Origin of the sequence: Acinetobacter sp. YZS-X1-1 (assembly GCF_000804305.1) — a bacterium.
Lineage (GTDB): Bacteria > Pseudomonadota > Gammaproteobacteria > Pseudomonadales > Moraxellaceae > Acinetobacter > Acinetobacter variabilis.
Map to the genome: position 1 here is coordinate 147,966 of NZ_JWHB01000003.1, position 18,968 is coordinate 166,933.

Genomic DNA, 18,968 nt, shown 5'->3' on the forward strand with positions numbered 1-18,968 from the left:
CCTTTAATAACGTATCTTTCAACAAAATTTATATATTTCTCGCATACCCGATTTTTTATTTTGTGGCAAAACTGACATGTTGGCTTGAATTTTTCAAGTAAATCTGTATACCTTAAACCTTATCCACGTCATATTTCGTTTTGGACTTTCAACAGTGACTCAGAGACTCGATCAAATTCATTCTTCAATTTCAAGTAATACAACTATATCTCAACAAAGCATCAGCTCCGACCTACTTATCTCAGCCTTTGAACAAAGCGAAATTACACCAACCCTTGAAAAGACATGCCTGAAACCGGCACAACTGACGCGTATTGCCGATCCGGATAAAATCCCGGCATCGACCAAGCGAATCAAGCCTTTAAATAATTTTCTAGGCCAGGACCGTGCCCGTGCTTCGGTTGAAGCCGGTATTGCCCTGCCATATTCAGGCTATAACATCTTTGCGGTAGGTACAGCAGGACTCGGCAAACGCACTATGGTGAAGCGTTTGTTGCAGCAACATGCCAAAACCATGCAAACGCCAAATGACTGGGTCTATGTCAATAATTTTCAGAATCCTCGTCAGCCTATCGCACTGGAATTTCCAGCTGGTCAGGGACCCAAGTTTCAGGCGATGCTGCACCAAAGCTGGCAATCCATTCTAAAACAGCTGGAGCGTCGTTTTACTGCGGAAAGCTATCACAACCGGATTGAAATGATTCGTCAGGAAACGGGTGATGAACAGCAACTCGCACTGATTGAACTGACCCGTGAAGGTGAAGAACTCGATCTAAAACTGATTTCCCGCAATGATGAACATTGTTTTGTGCCAATTCATCTGAAAGATGACAAAGTACAGGAAATGTCTCAGGAAGATTTGAATGCTTTAAGCAATAAAGATCGTGCCGAAATCGCCTCTAACATGCGTTACATGGACAAGAAACTGGAACGCCTGGGACTTCATCTGGGTGACCTGGAAGATGATGCGCGTGACCGTGTTCAAGTATTGAACCGTGATATTGCCAAGCAGGTAGTGATGCCACGTGTTGAGCAGATGCTGACTAAATTCAAGCATGTCGAAGGTCTGGAACAATATCTGAAGCAATATGCTGAAGACATTATTAATAATGTTGAAATTGTACTGGAACAGGAAGAAGACGATTTTACCCCTGCCCAGTTCAGCCGCGTACCAGCGCGCTTCCAGGCCAATGTGATCGTCACCCATAAGCCAAATAGCGGTGCACCCGTTATTTTTGAAGATTTCCCGACGCATTACAATCTATTGGGTCATGTAGAACAGCTGACCCAAAATGGTACGATTACTACAGATTTCACGCTGATCCGTCCCGGCTCCTTGCATAATGCCAATGGCGGTTTCCTGATGCTTGAAGCTGAACAGTTACTGGAACAGCCATATGCATGGCAAGGTCTGAAACGTGCCTTGAAATCTGGGCATCTCAAGCTTTCTTCTCTGGAACATATGCTGACCCTCACCGGTAGCATTTCCATTGAGCCAGCTTCTATTCTGCTGAATATCAAAGTAGTGCTGCTGGCAGAGCCAGAAATTTATTATGAAATTCTGGAACTTGAACCAGAACTAGGCAGTATCTTTAAAATCCGTGCTGATTTTACCGATACTTTGCAACGTAATGATGAAAATGAGCAAGCCTATATGCAACTGATTGCTGACTATGTGCAATCAGATAAATTATTGCCATTTGACCGTTCTGCATTATCTGCCCTGCTGACCGATTCAAGCCGTCAGGCTGAAGATCAGAGTTCCCTGTCACTACATGCATTAACGCTGGGCGACCTGATTCGTGAAGCGCATCATCATGCATTCGAAGCGGGTGACAAGATGGTGTCAGAAAAGCATATCAATACCGCACTGGATCATCGTAAATATCGCTTAGGCTATTTACGTGAGCTATTCTGGCAAGATCTGACCCGTGGCACCCAACTGATTGAAACTCGCGGTCATCGTCTAGGCCAAATCAATGCGCTGTCTGTGATTCATTATGCGGATGTTGAATTTGGTCTACCTTCACGCTTAACTGCTTCTGTATATCAAGGTGGCGGTGATATTCTGGATATCGAACGTAGTGTAGAACTTGGCGGTTCTTTGCATGCTAAGGGCGTGCTATTGATGGCCTCTTTTCTAAAAGCCCATTTTGGTCGTGAACAGACCCTGCACTTCTCTGCCGCTTTAGCTTTCGAACAAAGCTATGGTCAGGTGGATGGTGACAGCGCGACAGTTGCTGAACTTTCAGCGCTTATTTCTGCGATTAGCCAATTACCGATCGACCAGTCCTGGGCGATTACCGGTTCCATGAACCAGCTTGGTCAGGTACAACCGATTGGTGGAGTTAATGCGAAAATTGAAGGTTTCTTCGATGCCTGTAAGCTGCAAGGCCTGACAGGTAAGCAGGGTGTGATTATTCCACGACAAAACATGCAGCATCTGATGTTACGTAAAGATGTTATTGCTGCAGTCGAAGAAGGTCAGTTCCATATTCATGCCATTGATAATATCGCGCAGGCTTTGGAAATTCTGATGGCTCGTCCGGTCGGGACTATGGACAAGAAAGGTCGTTATAGCAAAAACTCGATCTTTGCTGCTGTGATGGACCAACTCGAATACTGGCAAGCCATTGAAGATGGTGCCGAATTTGAGGAAGAACCTAAGAAAAAGAAAAAAAAGAAGAAAAAGAAAAAAGATAAGGCGCTTATAAAGGAAGTTCAGACCGATCCAGATACGTTAGCTGAGGCCTTGGTTGCTGAATCAAAAGAACTGGAAAAATCTGAGGATCAGGCAGAAGATTAATTCTGCCCCCCTGCCTCACTATCCACCCATAAAAAAAGCGCTTCTTTCGGAAGCGCTTTTTTATATCTATCAGTTTAATCCAAGGATTAAGCTTCAGGTGCTGGACTGTATTGCTCTACTAAAGGCTGTAATTCACCTTTTTGGAACATTTCTAGGATGATGTCACTACCACCGATCAATTCACCATTGATCCAAAGTTGTGGGAATGTCGGCCAGTTCGCAATTTGTGGCAGAGTTGCACGAATATCAGGGTTTTCCAGAATATTAACATAAGCAAATGGACGACCAATTTGACTGAGTGCTTCTACCGCACGTGCAGAAAAACCACATTGTGGAAATTGTGGTGTGCCTTTCATATAAAGAAGTACTGCGTGCTTGGCAATTTGGTCACGAATTAACGCTTCGGTATCGCGTGCTTGTTCAGTCATTGATAAATCCTCAACTAATCTGTCTCGCATTATACCCAAAACAGAGAAAAACAGTACGTCTAAAGTAATAAATCCATTTTTATTTACAATTACCCTTTAAATCTGACCAAGTTTTTGCTTATATAAGTTTTTCTTTCCACCTAACAGTAAAGAGTTAGTCATGAACAATATTACCCTCGCTCCGGTACAAACTGATCAACCTTCACATTTGATGCCAGTCTTTGGTCGTCAACTGATCAGCTTTGTCCGAGGACGAGGTGCATATCTTTATACCGAAGATGGTACAGAGTATTTAGATGCCTTAACTGGGATCGCCGTTTGCGGTTTGGGTCATGCTCATCCAGTGATTGCTGAAGCAATTGCGGAACAGGCTGCAACCCTGATTCATACCAGTAACCTGTTTGAAGTGCCTTGGCAAACTGCTGCAGCACAGAAATTGGCTGAAGTCGCTGGCATGGAAGAAGTTTTCTTCTCCAACAGTGGTGCAGAATCGAATGAAGGTGCGATCAAAATTGCGCGTAAATTCGGTCATATGCAAGGTATTGCGTCACCAAAAATTATTGTAGCTGACAAATCTTTTCATGGCCGTACGCTGGCAACCCTGTCTGCAACCGGTAACAAAAAAGTTCAACAAGGCTTTGGTCCATTGGTTGAAGGCTTTATTCGTGTACCTTTTGGTGATATTGAAGCCATTGAAGAAGCTGCAATTAACCATCCGGATATCGTGGCTATTCTGGTTGAACCGATCCAAGGTGAAGGTGGTGTCAATACAGCACCGCAAGGCTTTAGTTACCTAGAAGAAATCCGTCAGATCTGTAATCAGCACAACTGGTTGATGATGCTGGATGAAGTACAAACAGGTAATGGCCGTACCGGTAAATATTTTGCTTATCAGCACACCAATATTGTGCCCGACGTATTGACGACTGCTAAAGGTCTGGGCAATGGCTTCCCAATTGGTGCCGTGATGACTCAAGGTCGTGGTGTCGGTGTTTTAACTGCGGGGAATCACGGTTCGACTTATAGCGGTACTGCATTGGGTTCACGCGTGGTTTATACCATCATCGATATTATGCAAAAAGAAAATATCGTAGCCAATGCCGCTGAAAAAGGTGCATATATTGTTGAGCAGTTACGTAACAAGCTTGCAGATCATCAAGTGACTGTACGCGGATTCGGTCTGATGATTGGGATTGAGTTGCCTAAAGACTGTGGTGAGCTGGTGGATATTGCACGCGATGAATACAAAACCATTATTAACGTGACTGCAGGTAATGTCGTTCGTCTGTTGCCTACCCTGAATATTACACAGGAACAGGCCGATCAACTGATCGAGCGTTTAGTGAAAATGATCAAGGCCTACCTTGCTTAAGTCTATCTTGAAAAACAAAAAAGCCGCTTTAAAGCGGCTTTTTTGTTTATAGGGAATTTATGATGCGACTTGTAACAAACGTCCACCAGAGATCTGGCTAAAATATTGTTTCAATGCATCCAGACAGCGCAGGACTTTAGTCGGTTGCTGTTCTCGATTAGGCATAACTGCATAAAGGGTGACTGGTGGAAGTTTCCATTCAGGCAAGACTTCAATCAGTGAACCATTTAATAAATCTTTTTTAACATCAAGATATAAAATCTTGGCAACCCCGTTGCCTTGCAGGCACATGGCTTTTGCAACCAAGCTATTATTGGTACTAAAGCGTGAGCTTAGTTCAAATTCAACCTTTTCTGTGCTATGCACATGCTGAAAACTGAAATTCTGATGATTTTTAATATGCGTTAAAGGCAAAACATCATGGTGTTTCAGGTCTTCAGGACGCGAGATAATTGCGGTCTGGTTAATATAGCTTGGCGCAGCAACAAGAATCTGTTCAATCTGCATTAATGGCACAACCTGAAGGTTGTGGTCATCATCGTTCTGGTCAAATCGCAGGGCAATATCAATACGCTCTTCCAACAAATCAACCTCATGATTGTTTGTTTCCAGGTGGACTGTCAGGCCACGGTGTGCGGACATCCAGTGAGAAAGTGCAGGAATCACATGGTTCGCGCACACTTCCGGTAAGGATACAATACGAAGTTCACCAACAAGATCGTCACGTAACTCGTTAATGCGAACCTTTCCACGCTCAGCAGCAGACAACATTTCCTGGCAGCTGTGAAAAAAAGCTTGTCCCGCTTCGGTCAGACTTAATTTTCTCGTAGAACGATTTAGAAGTACAACTTCCATATCCTGTTCCAAAGAGCGAATTTGTTGACTCACGGCGCTGGTTGTAATCCCTAACTCACGTGCAGCACCGCTAAACGAGTTCTTTTCCACAACACAAGCAAAGACACCCATTGCTCGAAGTTGATCTAACATAAATTCCCCTCTAAACTTATGAGATGCTTCATCTTTTGATAAAAGCAACTCATTGTATTATACGGTGAAATTTACGTTTTGCATTATTTATTTAATTATTTGGTAAAACTGTTGTTGGATTAATCGGTTTTCCGTCCAAGCGAACCTGAAACTCAAGCATAGTGCGGGTTGTACCAGTCGCCCCCATCTCGGCAATTTTTTGACCAGCCGTTACATTTTGGCCACTTTTCACGCTTAATTTGCTGTTATGCGCATAAGCGGTGATATAGCCATTAATATGTTTAACTAGTACCAGATTACCATATTCCTTCAGGCCATCTGCTGCGTATACCACCTGCCCATCTGCTGCAGCAAAGACCGTATCTCCGACATTACCGCCATAACGGGTACCTTTGATATTTGCGGCCAGATCATAGTTTTGTAATACCGGACCATTTGATGGCTTGACCCAACGTAATCCTGCTGCTGTCGATACTGGGGTAATCGGTGCGGAAGTAGTGGTGGCAGGTTTTGGCGTAGTCTTAACAGTTGTTGGAGCGGGAGTGGTTGGCGCTGGAATCGCAATCGTTTGACGCTGAATCGGTGAAGCTTGGGTAACAGGTTGAGTCGCTGTAGTACGGCGAGCGGTAGTGTTATTTTTCAGGCGAATCGACTGACCCACATAAATACGATACGGCGGAGCAATATCATTCATCTCTGCCACACTGATATAGCTCAGACCATAACGTGCAGCAATGCCACTCAAAGTATCCCCAGAGCGTACCGTATAGAAGTCAGGCGCTGCGGCATAGCGGGTCATATTATTGACCTGAGGTTTAGTGGCACAACCAGTAATAATCATTGTGGAAACAACCACAGTGGACAAAACCAGAGTTTTGATGAAGCTGGATGGTGAAGCATGAATGAAGTATTTCGGTGACACCAAGGACATTATCTTCCTCTCTAACATCTATACGGTTGCAAAAACCCAGTAAGATTAGCAAAGTTTTACTACAATATACTTGTAAGCTTTCATTTTTCACAAACTTATAACATTCATTAGATTTTATTTAGAATCTGGGCTTGCAAAGTGTGAAGTGTGTCATAGTTTGTGGCATCCATCTGAATTGGCGTCACGCTTACATAGCCATTGGCAATTGCAAAAAAGTCTGACTCGATTTCAGTTCCTTTATGTTTTGGCATTGCGACTGCTTCACCCGATAGCCCAATCCAGTAAACCTGGCGACCACGTGGATCTACATGACTGGTAATCGGCTTGGACTGGCTACGGCGTCCCTGAAAGGTCACTTTAGTTCCTTTCAGCTCAGCCATATCAGGAATATTCACATTAAAAATATGACGTTCAGGCAAAGTCGGCAAACCTGCCGCGATAAAATCATGTACCCATTGCGCTGCAATGCGATAATCTTCTGGCAAGGTATAAGATCGAACGTTTTGCCCACATAGAGAAACTGCCAATGCAGGTTGTTTGGCCAGACGGCCTTCAAATGCGGCACCCACCGTCCCTGAGTACAGCACATCATCTCCCAGATTGGCACCACTGTTAATGCCGCTGACCACCAGATCGAATTCAACATCAAATAAACCATTCATGGCCAGATAAACACAATCTGCTGGCGTACCATTCACTGCCCATACATCGGGAGAAATCTGGATTGGTCTTAATGGTCGGTCTAAAGTGAGTGCACTGGAAAATCCGCTACGTTCACTTTCCGGAGCTACCACCACAACGCGTCCTAAAGGTCTCAAGGCCTGCGCCAATGCCTGTATACCCGGTGCAAAAACACCATCATCATTTGAAATTAATATATTCACTGCAAAATCTCGTTGAGCTAAAAAATGACTCGCTAGGACATTTCATTGTATTAGTTCAGGAATTATATATATTTGTAGCACGATATCCATTAATACATATGGCTTAAGATGATGAAAAAATTCTCTCTTTGGGGTACTTTGGCTTTAAGTTTGGCAACTTTTGTATCTCCTGCAGTTATTGCCAATGATTTGACAGCTGAAGAAAATGACATGATCGTGAAAGAAGATGTTGCGTCTGCACAGGTAATGATCGAAGTATGTCCAGGCATTATTGGTCAGAATGCAAAATTCGATACAACGATTCAGCAGCTGATTCAATCTTATCTAAAAGAATACTCAGACAAATCTATGACCTATCAAAAACTTCAGGCAGACAGTGAATACAAGACTGTGCTTGAAGAAGCGCGTCAAGGTGCAAAACAGACTGCAAAAGACGAACAAAAAACAGCGTGTGAAGATGTTTTAGCCTATCAGGAATAAGGTTTTTCTCGCTGAAATGAGACGATGCCAGCATCGTCTTTTTTCTCTTACACATTTCTTCATAATTCTACAGCTTCACTACATTTCCCCTCTTTTCAATTTTAAAAATATCTTTAAGCTAACAAATTATTGTTCTACATGTAATTTTTGAGTTTTTTGATGAAACATACATTAATTAAAAGTTTAAGTTTATCTGTTGTTGCTGGTATGACACTTTGGGGCAGCTCGGTTTATGCAGCAAATGAAAATATTGAAGTCACCCCAAACCAGGAAATTACCAAGCAAGAATTGGCTGCGATTTATGTCCTTTCTGAAATTTGCCCAAGCATGGTCAAAGACAAAGCAAAATTCAATCAAGGTTATAACCAGCTCGTGATTGAATATTTGCCGGGTCAAAAAAATCCGGTTGAACGGCTGAACCAGATGGTAAAACAGTCAGATTTCCGTAACATTCTGGCCGAAGCACAGAGCGACGCCAAAAAGGCTGGCAAGAAAAAGAATCAGGCCATTTGCAATGAGTTGGTGAGCTACAGTAAATAATCCACTTTTTGAGTGATTGCTTACAATACTTTTGAAATAACCCCGGGTTTCCCATAGAAGTCAGCCTAGCTTTGTCCTAAAATGCTAGGCTCTTCGTGCTTACATCAAGATATTGGAACCCACTAGAAATGACCCAAAAAACTGCCCTTGCTGCATTATTATTAATTCCTAGTTTTAGCTTTGCAGCAACTGTCTTATCTGCACCACCAGAATTGAATAATAAATCTTATGTGCTAATGGACTACGAGACAGGGCAAATTCTCGCATCAAAAAATGAAAATGAAAAATTAGCCCCTGCTTCAATGACCAAGATGATGACCAGTTACATCATCGAGCAGAAGTTATTAAGTGGTGAGCTGACTGAAGATGAACAGGTTCGCATGAATGAATCTGCATGGTGCCGTGGTAGCAGTGCAGAATCATGTATGTATGTACCTTTAAACGGTACGGCGACTGCACTAGAAATGTTGCGTGGGATTATTATCCAGTCTGGTAATGATGCGTCTAAAGCGATGGCTGAACATATTGCAGGGAACGAGGGTACCTTTGCACATATGATGAACCAGGAAGCGAAACGGATCGGCATGACTAATACCAGCTTCATCAACTCGACTGGTATGCCAGCTGAAGGCCATTATTCGACAGCGAAAGATATGGCAACTTTGGCTCAGCACATCATCAAAGACAGTTCAAAATACTATCCAATTTACTCTGAAAAAGAATTTACTTTTAACGGGATTAAGCAAGGTAACCGTAATGCCCTGCTCTATACTGATCCAAGTGTAGATGGTCTGAAAACTGGTCACACCGATGAAGCCGGTTACTGCTTAACGACTTCTTCAAAACGTGGTCCGACTCGTCTGATTTCAGTGATTTTCGGTGCACCAACCATGAATGAACGTGCATCACAAACACGTGAACTTCTGGCTTGGGGTTATGCAAACTTTGAAACCAAAAATGTTCAGCCAGCTAAACAGGTTCTAGCCAAGTCTAAAGTCTGGTTTGGTAAGGAAAATGAAGTTCAGATCGGTCTTGCAGAAAACTTTAACGTGACTATGCCTAAAGGTCAGGCCAATGCCATTAAAACTCAATTGGTCGTTCAGCCTAAACTGACTGCACCTTTACAACCAGGTCAAGTCGTAGGTAAATATGTGGCGACTTTAAACGGCAAAGTGATTGCTGAGAAACCACTTGTTGCACTAAAAGCAGTTGAAGAAGCTGGTTTCTTTGCTCGTATGCTGGATCATATCAAACAATTTTTTAGTAACCTGTTCTAATATTTATTATCAATATTAGATCTTACTAAAGCGAAAGCACACATTCATCGAATGTGTGCTTTTTTATTTTATAATACTTATAAACTTTCAGGATGATACTGACATGAGCCAAAACATTCGCCCTTATCTGGATACTCGCCCGCAAGTCGCTGACTCCTGTTATATCGATCCGATGGCGGTGGTCGTAGGTGATGTTGTTTTAGGCGAAAATGTATCTGTATGGCCTTTTGCCGTAATTCGTGGTGATGTGAATCATATTCGTATTGGTAAGAACTCGAATGTACAGGATCATTCCATGTTGCATGTGAGTCATAAAAAGGCGGATAAACCTGAAGGTTCACCATTGATTATTGGTGAAGATGTCACGATCGGTCATCATGTAAAATTACATGGCTGTACCATTGGTAATCGTGTTTTAGTGGGTATCGGTACAATTATTCTGGATGATGTAGTTGTTGAAGATGATGTGATGATTGGAGCAGGTTCACTGGTACCACCGAATAAGGTATTAGAAAGTGGATACTTGTATGTAGGCAGTCCAGTCAAAAAAGTGCGTCCACTGACTGAGAAGGAAATAGCTTTCTTGCCTTATTCAGCACAGAATTATGTGAAAGTCTCAGGTCATTACAAATAAATCGACAAACTAAGGCTACTTTATGTAGCCTTATCTTAATTAAGGAATAACCACATAATCGTTCTTAAAACTATTGGCTTCAAAGTCTCCCTCTACTAGATGCACAAATTTCTGGTCAATCTTGTTCAGTTCTAAGCAATCATCCACATCAATCACGGCATCGGTATGAGGTTTAAACCAAGTTTTTTCAATGGCCAGCTTGCCTTGTGCTTTAGCCTCAGTCTTATTTTTTGCAGCAACTACCAGATATTTATGGATTTCACCAAACTGATCTGGCACATAAGCACCCAGATTGATCAGGAATAGTTTTAAATCCTGTTTTACAGGTATGTCCGTCACCTGAACCTGATAATTCAGATCCTGATAGTTGACACCATTGATCGTCATCCAACCATCGACATGCAGGCCTTTTTGTAAACCAAACCATTGCTGCTTCAAATATGGGAAAGCTGTCTTAATATCTGAACTAATGACCGGAATTACGTCATGTACTTCTACATTGGCTTTTTCATGCTTTCCGCCCAATAAAGCAATGTAGAGCTTGAGTTCAGACATAAAAAAATCCTTTAAAAGCAAAATAGAGAAGACTTTAGCCGCATAGTATAAATGAAACTTACTCGTTCCACTTCAAGTCAATCATCTCATATTCTTAAAATCCTGAAATTCACTTAAATCAGCATCAATACAGTGGATAAACAATCCTAATTTGATCTATTTTTAAGCAAGCTTATTTATATTAAAATAAGGTCCGAACTCCCCTTCTCTTATAAATGAGTCACGCCAATGAAGTAAGTCTATTTTTCTCATCAACGATTATTTTTAGATTGATGTGCAAAATAGATCGTCTGGCTTGATCTTTTCTAGAAAAAATCTCTTGTTTATTTTGTGCATCCTGTATTTATGAGGTTATTTATGACTCAACAGGCATGTGTAATATCCAATCTGACTTTAGAATTCCCGTCCAAAGTCATATTTCAGAATTTAAATTTTACCCTTCCTAAAGCTCAGGTCAGCGCTTTAATAGGCCGTAATGGACAAGGTAAGTCTTTGCTCATGCAGCTTTTGCATCAGACTCAGTATTCTACTCCACATTGCTCAGGTAAAGTTTCCTGGCAAATGCATAATGCCTATCTACCACAATTGCATCGGTTAAAGGCAGCCACAATTGCTGAAGCACTCGAAGTAAGTCAATTACATCGTGCTTTTAAAAATGTTGAACATGGTACAGTCAGTTTCGAGGATTATGAGCTACTTGAGGATAGTTGGCACTTGCCGCATGAATGGCAGCAACTGTTGAGCTCAGCACAATTACCCACCGATCTGGACTTTCCTGTGCAATATTTGAGTGAGGGCCAAAAGACCAAACTTGCTTTATGTAGCTTGTTCTTAAAGCCTGAATATTATTTATTGCTGGATGAACCGACTAACCATCTGGATTGTGAAGCACGAACATGGTTAATAGAGCATTTAAAATTACATCCTGCTGGTGCGTTGATCATTAGTCATGACCGGACTTTACTAGATCAGGTTGATCATATTTATTATTTAAATGAGTATGGATTACAGCACTCTACTGGAAACTATGCGGAGTTTTTTGAACAGTATCAGAAAAATGTCGCTTCACTCGAACAGTCAATTCAACAGAGTCAGCGTGATATTAAACAGATGAAGCACAAGCAGCATGACGTTTTAATGAAAGTATAAAAGCAGGAACATGCCGGAAACAAATTACGTGATTCGAATTCCCAAGCCAAAGTGCTTTTAGACTTTAAAAAGAACAGGCTGGTCAAAGTGTAGGGAAAGTTCAGGCACAGCACCAACGGCAAATTTCGAATGAACAATCTGAATTAAAAGTTCAAAAGCAGCGACTTAAAAAGATAAAACCTCAGCTATTTCAATTTCCAGACCTTAAACTACAGTCTGGTGAAATTCTGCGGGTTAAACACTTAAAGCTTCTTTTTGGTACTCCATAGCCTGTGAATCTTGCTTTAAGTGCAGGTGAAAAAATCCATATTGTAGGCCGAAACGGAAGTGGTAAATCCACTTTGCTGAAACTGACCGCCCTACAAAAGCAGCAACCTCTCGATCAAATCTTTTTGGCACGAAACTGTTTTTATCTGGATCAAAATTTTAGTTTTCTCAATGAAGCACTAAGTGCAATTGAAAATTTAAGGCAGATGAATCCTGATATTCCGGAAGTGAAATGGCGTAATTTATTGGGCCAACTTAGAATTCGTGGTGATAAAGGTACTTATCCTTTGCCTCAGTTAAGTGGTGGTGAAAAGCTGAAAGTGGCCTTACTAGGTCTCAGCCAAGTCTCTCCTCAACCCGAACTTTTATTATTGGATGAGCCAGAAAATCATCTGGATATTGAGTCTAAAGCTTCGTTGGCAAGTGCAATTCGGTCTTATAAAGGCGCTATGATTTTAGTTTCACACGATGAACAGTTTGTGCGTGATTGCGGGATCACTGAAGTGTTCAATATGAATGAATAATTTTGATTAAACTTATATACGTAAAAGCCACCTCAATGGGTGGCTGATCAATCATAGGAAATAAGCTTATTGTTTTGTGGTCACATCCTGAGAATATAAATTTAATAAGTATTTTGACAGTATGGTATTCCCCACAAATAAAGAGCCTGATTCACTTAGGTGCCCATAATCCACCTGAAGCAGGTCTTCTCCTTGAGCTGCCCGAATCCGACATTTGTATTGCTGCTGCACATCATCTTTTTTACATAGATGATCAATGAGGGATATATAGGTAATTCCCTGAGGATATTGTAATTTTTTCATTTTCTCGTCTACCTGAACTGCTCTTAAATCCAGTCCGGCATCAAATATAAAATCTTCAGCACTATTCCAGTTTTTCGGTTTCACCATCACTTTAGGAAGCGAAGGTTTCCATTGCGAAATTGGCCCCACAATGACGATATTAGATACGCCAAGCTGAAGCAAACTTTTCCCGATATTTTCCCAATTGGTTTCATCGTGTTTCAGGGCTTGAGTGATAACCACAATTTTGGGTTTCAGTTCTGCGATGCTCTTTAGTGCCAGTTTATTGGAATAGTCACAGGCTTCTTTATAAGCTCCTTTATGATAGTTGATCTCGGTCAGCGATGCCCGGCAAATGGAGGAGGTTTTCTGATAAAAAGGGATATCATTGGATTTCAGTAATGTCCTCAGCCCTAAAGAAAGTGCCTCAGCATGAGAATCTCCCCATAAGAACACCCCACCTTCCTTTTGTTTCGTGATACAGATTGGATCAGGATCATAACTATTATGCTCAGTCAGGCTCACGTAAGTATCACATTTCAGCCAGTATGCATCCCTTAAATTTTTGAATTTCTCATTATAATAATCTAAAAATTTTGCCTGTTCTGAGGCTGCACCTTGGCGCAGATCTGTATTAAAACCATTAAATATATTTAAAGTAACGCCTAAGCTCATGAGCACTAGAGAAAAATAAAGCGGTTTTATACGATAAATATCTTTCCACTGATGATATGAAGGTAATTTAATCTGCTCAATATACTTATAGCTCAGAAAACCTAACCCTATAGAAAGTGCTATTCCGGCATACACATAATACTCAGGCAATGAGTAGATATAGATCAGCACAACCAAAGGCCAGTGCCATAGGTAAATAGAATAAGACCAAGTCCCCAGCTTTTGAAATACAATATTATTGGTAAGAACACTGTCATGTCGATGTGCCTGAATCATCAGGAAGGTACCGGTAACAGGAAAAACTGCCAGATAACCAGGCCACAAGTCTTCTGCAGAAATGAAGAAATAGGATCCCAGAATAAGTGCCAATCCCGTTCCTTCCAGCAACCTTTTCTTATTTTCCTGCAAGGCCAAAGGGTAAAGATAAGCAATTCCCCCGATCATCATTTCCCAGGCTCTGGTAGGTAACAGGAAATAAGCGGGATTTGGCCATTTGTAGGTAGCGATCACAGATAGAATGAATCCTAAAATCGTTCCTGCCAGCAGCATAAATTTCATGGTCTGGATAGACATGAACTTGCGCATGGCAATGAGAACGAGCGGATAAATCATATAGAATTGCCATTCGACGGAAAGTGACCAGGTATGTAATAACCACTTTTCGTGAGTGCCTGCCTCAAAGTAACCGGATTCCTTCCAGTAACTGATATTGGATAAAAAAGTCATGCTACTCGCGGCATGCTTACCCAATAACTTGTAATCAAAAGGCGTCAGATAAAACCAGCCAAAAATCATTAATACCAGACACAGCACGGCCAAAGCTGGAATAATCCGATTCGCACGAGCCACATAAAATTTCAGAATAGAAAATTTTTCATGTTCTAAATCTTTAAATATGATTCCAGTCATTAAAAAACCTGAAATCACAAAGAAGACATCTACTCCAACAAAACCGCCAGGCATCCATGCCGCATTAAAATGAAATAGCATGACTGCAATCACGGCAATTGCTCTGAGGCCATTGATGTCTGTTCTGAATTTCATTGGAGTCCTGTCCTATAAAGCCTGTTATTTATTTTAATTGTTATGAAATACTGCTAATTTTTATTAAATTTTATTTTAAATCAAATTCTTATATTAAAGCGTAGAACGCAAATATTGCTGTTTTAGTATTTTATGCACTCATTATATTCTACGCTTTCTTTTTCGCCAAATACCTTTATTGTTAATCATCTAAATTAAAATCCCGAGTATCAACATAGCCACCGCCGCCTAAATTTTGTAGAATACAGTTTTTATTCCATGGTGCTCCTCTATGATCGCTTGGACTGCTCACGTCACTGTCGCAACTATCGTCGAAAAAAATGGAAAATTCCTGTTCGTTGAAGAACATACTGAAGGTGTCATCCATACCGTATTCAATCAGCCGGCAGGCCATGTGGAGGCAGGTGAAACCATTGTCGAAGCAGCCATTCGTGAAACCATAGAAGAAACCGGTTATCAGGTCAATGTTACTGATCTGATCGGCATCTATACCTATACCCCGCCGATGTTCCCGGATCGTACCTATTTCCGTTTCTGCCTGAGAGCAGAAGCCGTCAGCCATGATGAAAATGCTGAACTGGATACCGGTATTGTCGGTGCAGTCTGGATGACGCTGGATGAACTGGTTGAAACCGCACGTGCTCGCAGCCCATTGGTGATTAAAGCCGTGCAGGATGCCCAAGCTGGCAAACACTATCCTTTATCGCTCATTTACGAGCACCAAAATTCTCCCTTAATTTTAAATTTGGATGCCTAATCCTATGCAACAACGTGTCATCGTCGGTATGTCTGGTGGTGTAGATTCATCTGTGTCTGCAGCTCTCCTCCTTCAACAGGGTTATCAGGTTGAAGGTCTTTTCATGAAAAACTGGGAAGAAGATGACGGCACAGAATACTGTACGGCAATGGAAGATCTTGCCGATGCACAAGCCGTTTGCGACAAGATCGGGATCAAACTGCATACCGCCAACTTCGCGATGGAATACTGGGATCGCGTGTTCGAGCATTTTCTGGCTGAATATACTGCTGGCCGTACCCCAAACCCGGATATTTTGTGTAATAAAGAAATCAAATTCCGAGCCTTCCTGGATCATGCGATCAATCTGGGCGCTGACTTTATCGCGACTGGTCACTACTGTCGTCGCGGCAAAACCATGACCAATTCGCGCGGTGAGCAATATGCCCAATTACTGCGTGGTTATGACAATAATAAAGACCAGACTTACTTCCTGCATGCGGTCCATGGTCGTGAAATTAATAAGACCCTGTTCCCTGTCGGCGAAATTGAAAAACCGCAAGTCCGTAAAATTGCAGAAGAATTAGGTCTGGCAACAGCGAAGAAAAAAGATTCTACGGGTATCTGTTTTATTGGTGAACGTCGCTTCAATGACTTCTTAAAGCAATATTTGCCGGCGCAACCTGGAAAAATCGTGCTGGAAGATAGCAAAGAGGTTGGTGATCATCACGGCTTAATGTACTATACGCTCGGTCAACGTGGCGGGATCGGTATTGGCGGTATGAAAGGCGCGGAAGAGGGTGCCTGGTTTGTACTGCATAAAGATATTGAAGGTAACCGTCTGGTGGTGGGTCAAGGTCATGAACATCCACTGATGCACAGTACCATATTGTGGTCTGAAGCGATTGACTGGGTAGCCGGTGAACAGGATATTCCTGAAACAGGTTTCCGCTGTACGGCAAAAACCCGCTACCGTCAGCCTGACCAAGCGTGTACTATTTTCAAGGATCCAGAAACACCAAATGGTGTTCGTGTTGAATTTGATGAGTCGCAACGTGCAGTGACCCCGGGTCAAAGCGTTGTATTCTACTCAGGTGAAGTTTGTTTAGGTGGTGGCGTGATTCATCATACCAATGCGCCTAAACCTGATTTTATTAAAGGATGATTTCGGTATGACGGAGTTACCGTTTCAACAAGCCACAACGTTGAATGTTCGTCAAAATCGTGCGTTGGCGCTAGCGGGGGTTTTTCAGGCCACCCAGCTGACGCATATGACTGCATTGACGGGACAGCAAAGCATTGGTGAAAGCGGTAATTTCTATTTTGAACAGTTGATTAAAGCCAGTTTAAATATCCGTCCAAGTGGCAAGTTAAATGCCCAGACCTTAGACTTCTTTAATCAGCTGGCCGATATTTCCCTCGGTTTAAAAACCCTGGAAAGCAGCATTACCCAACCTTTTAATACTTCCCCAAAATCCAGACTTCCAAAACTTTCATCGACCAAGCTTCCAATGTCCTATGCCATGGCACTTCTTCAGTTAGAAAAGAAGGTCTATAGCAATACCAAGTTTGTTGAAATCATCGAACAATCCCAGCAAAAAATCCTCAGACAGCTCTCCTTCTTCGATAACAATTACATGCACCCCAGCATCATTGCCAATCTCGCTCAGACCTATGTCGATACCGCCGGCCAGATCAATCCGCGGATCATGGTGCGTGGCAATGCTGAAGCCTTTAAAGATTCCGGTCATACCAACCGCATCCGTGCTTCACTCTTTACTGGACTGCAAATGGCGCACTTATGGCGTCAGCTTGGCGGCAGTTCATGGGGCATGATTTTTGGCAAGCGCAAGTTGCTACAGGATATCCAAAATCTCGCGCGCTTACAGTTTCAGGTGATCTAAACCATGTTGTTGTACGCGCACCGTTTTTCGTTTAATTCCAAAATTTAGGGAATCGATATGAACGCTTTAACTGCACTTTCTCCATTAGATGGACGCTACGCTAGCAAATGTGATGCGCTGCGCCCTTTTCTTTCTGAGTTTGGTCTGATCCATGCTCGTGTGACTGTTGAAGTGCGTTGGTTACAAGCGCTTGCCAACCGTCCTGAAATCACTGAAGTGCCAGCGTTCTCATCTGAAACCAATGCTGCACTTGATGCGATTGTTGCCAGCTTCTCTGAAGAAGATGCCAACCGCATTAAAGAGATCGAACGTACTACGAACCACGACGTGAAAGCGGTTGAATATTTCCTGAAAGAAAAAATTGCAGGCATTGAAGAACTGAAAAATGCAGGCGAATTCATTCACTTTGCATGTACTTCTGAAGACATCAATAACCTGTCTCATGCATTAATGCTGAAAAGCGGTCGTGATGTACTGGTTGAGTCTATGCAACAAATCATTGATTCAATTGTTGCATTGGCTGAGAAACATGCTGACCAACCAATGTTGTCTCGTACACATGGTCAAACAGCGAGCCCAACAACTTTGGGTAAAGAAATGGCGAACGTGGCTTACCGTCTTGCCCGTCAAATCAAACAGTTCAAGCAAGTTGAGCTACTGGGCAAAATCAATGGCGCAGTGGGTAATTACAACGCGCATCTTTCAGCTTACCCAGACATCAACTGGCCTGCGCATTCACAAGCATTTGTTGAATCTTTAGGTTTGACTTTTAACCCGTACACCACCCAGATCGAGCCACATGACTACATGGCGGAACTGTTTGATGCGCTGCGTCGTTTCAATACTATCCTGATCGATTTCAACCGTGACGTTTGGGGTTATATCTCACTTGGTTTCTTCAAACAAAAATTGAAAGAAGGCGAAGTGGGTTCTTCAACCATGCCGCACAAAGTTAACCCGATTGATTTCGAAAACTCAGAAGGTAACTTGGGTATTGCCAATGCAGTTCTTGCGCATCTAGGTGAAAAACTGCCTATTTCTCGCTGGCAGCGTGACCTGACTGACTCAACTGTTCTTCGTAACATGGGTGTAGGTTTTGCGCAAAGCTTGATCGCGTTTGAAGCTTGCTTAAAAGGCGTGGGTAAACTTGAACTGAATGCTGCACGTATTGATGAAGACTTAGACAATGCTCAAGAAGTCTTGGCTGAACCAATTCAAACGGTTATGCGTCGTTATAATGTTGAAAAACCATATGAAAAATTAAAAGCACTGACTCGTGGTCAAGCCATGACTCGCGACATGATGGTTGATTTCGTAAACGGTAACGAATTAGAAGCTGTTCCTGCAGCGGATCGTGCTCGTTTGGCTGAAATGACACCTGCAACATATACAGGTAATGCATCTGAACAAGCAAAACAAATTAAAGACTTAATCGCTAAAATCTAATTTAGACAATTAAGACCAAAAGCGAAGCTCCGGCTTCGCTTTTTTAT

16 protein-coding genes and 1 pseudogene are annotated in these 18,968 nt (G+C 42.2%); 11 read left to right on the plus strand and 6 right to left on the minus strand.

The genetic code is table 11. The features are described from left to right. Window positions 1-154 precede the first annotated feature (154 nt). A complete protein-coding gene (locus tag RJ01_RS03200; protein WP_034170027.1) occupies window positions 155-2,806 on the plus strand; it encodes a Lon protease family protein in 2,652 nt (883 codons plus the stop codon). Between the two features lie 86 nt (window positions 2,807-2,892). On the opposite strand, the gene grxD is transcribed toward RJ01_RS03200, so the two are convergent. Then, window positions 2,893-3,234 carry a Grx4 family monothiol glutaredoxin gene (gene grxD, locus RJ01_RS03205; RefSeq protein WP_004782624.1) on the minus strand — a complete coding sequence of 114 codons (342 nt, stop codon included), beginning with the start codon at window positions 3,232-3,234 and terminating at the stop codon, window positions 2,893-2,895. Window positions 3,235-3,394: 160 nt separating this feature from the next. Between grxD and RJ01_RS03210 the strand changes: the two genes are divergently transcribed. After that, a complete protein-coding gene (locus RJ01_RS03210) occupies window positions 3,395-4,606 on the plus strand; it encodes an aspartate aminotransferase family protein (protein WP_034170028.1) in 1,212 nt (403 codons plus the stop codon). Between the two features lie 57 nt (window positions 4,607-4,663). Here RJ01_RS03210 and RJ01_RS03215 read toward each other — a convergent pair whose 3' ends face one another. The 3 genes from RJ01_RS03215 to surE form a co-directional block, all read right to left on the minus strand. Then, window positions 4,664-5,593: a LysR family transcriptional regulator gene (locus RJ01_RS03215; protein WP_034170029.1), complete on the minus strand. Its 930-nt coding sequence runs from the start codon at window positions 5,591-5,593 to the stop codon at window positions 4,664-4,666. 91 nt (window positions 5,594-5,684) lie between these two features. Then, window positions 5,685-6,524, minus strand: coding sequence for a peptidoglycan DD-metalloendopeptidase family protein (locus RJ01_RS03220; RefSeq protein WP_034170030.1), 840 nt, complete (start codon window positions 6,522-6,524; stop codon window positions 5,685-5,687). Window positions 6,525-6,631: 107 nt separating this feature from the next. Next, a complete protein-coding gene (gene surE / locus RJ01_RS03225; protein WP_005234998.1) occupies window positions 6,632-7,408 on the minus strand; it encodes a 5'/3'-nucleotidase SurE in 777 nt (258 codons plus the stop codon). A gap of 108 nt (window positions 7,409-7,516) precedes the next feature. On the opposite strand from surE, the gene RJ01_RS03230 reads away from it, so the two are divergent. The 4 genes from RJ01_RS03230 (at window position 7,517) to RJ01_RS03245 (ending at window position 10,339) form a co-directional block, all read left to right on the plus strand. Continuing rightward, window positions 7,517-7,888, plus strand: coding sequence for an MCR_0457 family protein (locus RJ01_RS03230; protein ID WP_004782632.1), 372 nt, complete (start codon window positions 7,517-7,519; stop codon window positions 7,886-7,888). A 159-nt stretch (window positions 7,889-8,047) separates the two neighbouring features. Beyond that, window positions 8,048-8,428, plus strand: coding sequence for an MCR_0457 family protein (locus tag RJ01_RS03235; protein WP_005234997.1), 381 nt, complete (start codon window positions 8,048-8,050; stop codon window positions 8,426-8,428). 128 nt (window positions 8,429-8,556) lie between these two features. Beyond that, window positions 8,557-9,705 carry a D-alanyl-D-alanine carboxypeptidase PBP5/6 gene (gene dacC, locus RJ01_RS03240; protein WP_004782636.1) on the plus strand — a complete coding sequence of 383 codons (1,149 nt, stop codon included), beginning with the start codon at window positions 8,557-8,559 and terminating at the stop codon, window positions 9,703-9,705. 103 nt (window positions 9,706-9,808) lie between these two features. Beyond that, a complete protein-coding gene (locus RJ01_RS03245; RefSeq protein WP_034170031.1) occupies window positions 9,809-10,339 on the plus strand; it encodes a gamma carbonic anhydrase family protein in 531 nt (176 codons plus the stop codon). 39 nt (window positions 10,340-10,378) lie between these two features. Here RJ01_RS03245 and RJ01_RS03250 read toward each other — a convergent pair whose 3' ends face one another. Continuing rightward, window positions 10,379-10,894, minus strand: coding sequence for a DUF1543 domain-containing protein (locus RJ01_RS03250; protein WP_005234992.1), 516 nt, complete (start codon window positions 10,892-10,894; stop codon window positions 10,379-10,381). A gap of 357 nt (window positions 10,895-11,251) precedes the next feature. Between RJ01_RS03250 and RJ01_RS03255 the strand changes: the two are divergent. Further along, window positions 11,252-12,834: pseudogene (locus tag RJ01_RS03255) on the plus strand (ATP-binding cassette domain-containing protein). Between the two features lie 66 nt (window positions 12,835-12,900). On the opposite strand, the gene RJ01_RS03260 reads toward RJ01_RS03255, so the two are convergent. Further along, window positions 12,901-14,835 carry an acyltransferase family protein gene (locus RJ01_RS03260; protein ID WP_034170032.1) on the minus strand — a complete coding sequence of 645 codons (1,935 nt, stop codon included), beginning with the start codon at window positions 14,833-14,835 and terminating at the stop codon, window positions 12,901-12,903. A gap of 271 nt (window positions 14,836-15,106) precedes the next feature. On the opposite strand from RJ01_RS03260, the gene RJ01_RS03265 reads away from it, so the two are divergent. From RJ01_RS03265 to purB, 4 genes are read left to right on the plus strand one after another with little or no spacing between them, the layout of a single operon-like run. Then, entirely contained in the window at window positions 15,107-15,592 is a 486-nt protein-coding gene (locus RJ01_RS03265) for an NUDIX hydrolase (protein WP_034170033.1), read from the plus strand. 4 nt (window positions 15,593-15,596) lie between these two features. Then, on the plus strand, window positions 15,597-16,736 hold the full coding sequence (gene mnmA / locus RJ01_RS03270) for a tRNA 2-thiouridine(34) synthase MnmA (RefSeq protein WP_005234972.1): 1,140 nt from the start codon (window positions 15,597-15,599) through the stop codon (window positions 16,734-16,736). A 7-nt stretch (window positions 16,737-16,743) separates the two neighbouring features. Continuing rightward, the gene (hflD, locus tag RJ01_RS03275; RefSeq protein ID WP_005234970.1) at window positions 16,744-17,475 is read left to right on the plus strand and encodes a high frequency lysogenization protein HflD; all 732 of its coding nucleotides are present in this window, start codon (window positions 16,744-16,746) and stop codon (window positions 17,473-17,475) included. A gap of 57 nt (window positions 17,476-17,532) precedes the next feature. Continuing rightward, a complete protein-coding gene (purB, locus tag RJ01_RS03280) occupies window positions 17,533-18,921 on the plus strand; it encodes an adenylosuccinate lyase (RefSeq protein WP_034170034.1) in 1,389 nt (462 codons plus the stop codon). Window positions 18,922-18,968 lie beyond the last annotated feature (47 nt).

Bases quoted from the DNA above. Each gene is read 5' to 3' on its own strand.
- grxD (WP_004782624.1), bottom strand. From the start codon at position 3,234: ATGACTGAACAAGCACGCGATACCGAAGCGTTAATTCGTGACCAAATT.
- RJ01_RS03210 (WP_034170028.1), top strand. From the start codon at position 3,395: ATGAACAATATTACCCTCGCTCCGGTACAAACTGATCAACCTTCACAT.
- RJ01_RS03215 (WP_034170029.1), bottom strand. From the start codon at position 5,593: ATGTTAGATCAACTTCGAGCAATGGGTGTCTTTGCTTGTGTTGTGGAA.
- RJ01_RS03220 (WP_034170030.1), bottom strand. From the start codon at position 6,524: ATGTCCTTGGTGTCACCGAAATACTTCATTCATGCTTCACCATCCAGC.
- RJ01_RS03230 (WP_004782632.1), top strand. From the start codon at position 7,517: ATGATGAAAAAATTCTCTCTTTGGGGTACTTTGGCTTTAAGTTTGGCA.
- RJ01_RS03235 (WP_005234997.1), top strand. From the start codon at position 8,048: ATGAAACATACATTAATTAAAAGTTTAAGTTTATCTGTTGTTGCTGGT.
- dacC (WP_004782636.1), top strand. From the start codon at position 8,557: ATGACCCAAAAAACTGCCCTTGCTGCATTATTATTAATTCCTAGTTTT.
- RJ01_RS03245 (WP_034170031.1), top strand. From the start codon at position 9,809: ATGAGCCAAAACATTCGCCCTTATCTGGATACTCGCCCGCAAGTCGCT.
- RJ01_RS03250 (WP_005234992.1), bottom strand. From the start codon at position 10,894: ATGTCTGAACTCAAGCTCTACATTGCTTTATTGGGCGGAAAGCATGAA.
- RJ01_RS03260 (WP_034170032.1), bottom strand. From the start codon at position 14,835: ATGAAATTCAGAACAGACATCAATGGCCTCAGAGCAATTGCCGTGATT.
- RJ01_RS03265 (WP_034170033.1), top strand. From the start codon at position 15,107: ATGATCGCTTGGACTGCTCACGTCACTGTCGCAACTATCGTCGAAAAA.
- mnmA (WP_005234972.1), top strand. From the start codon at position 15,597: ATGCAACAACGTGTCATCGTCGGTATGTCTGGTGGTGTAGATTCATCT.
- hflD (WP_005234970.1), top strand. From the start codon at position 16,744: ATGACGGAGTTACCGTTTCAACAAGCCACAACGTTGAATGTTCGTCAA.
- purB (WP_034170034.1), top strand. From the start codon at position 17,533: ATGAACGCTTTAACTGCACTTTCTCCATTAGATGGACGCTACGCTAGC.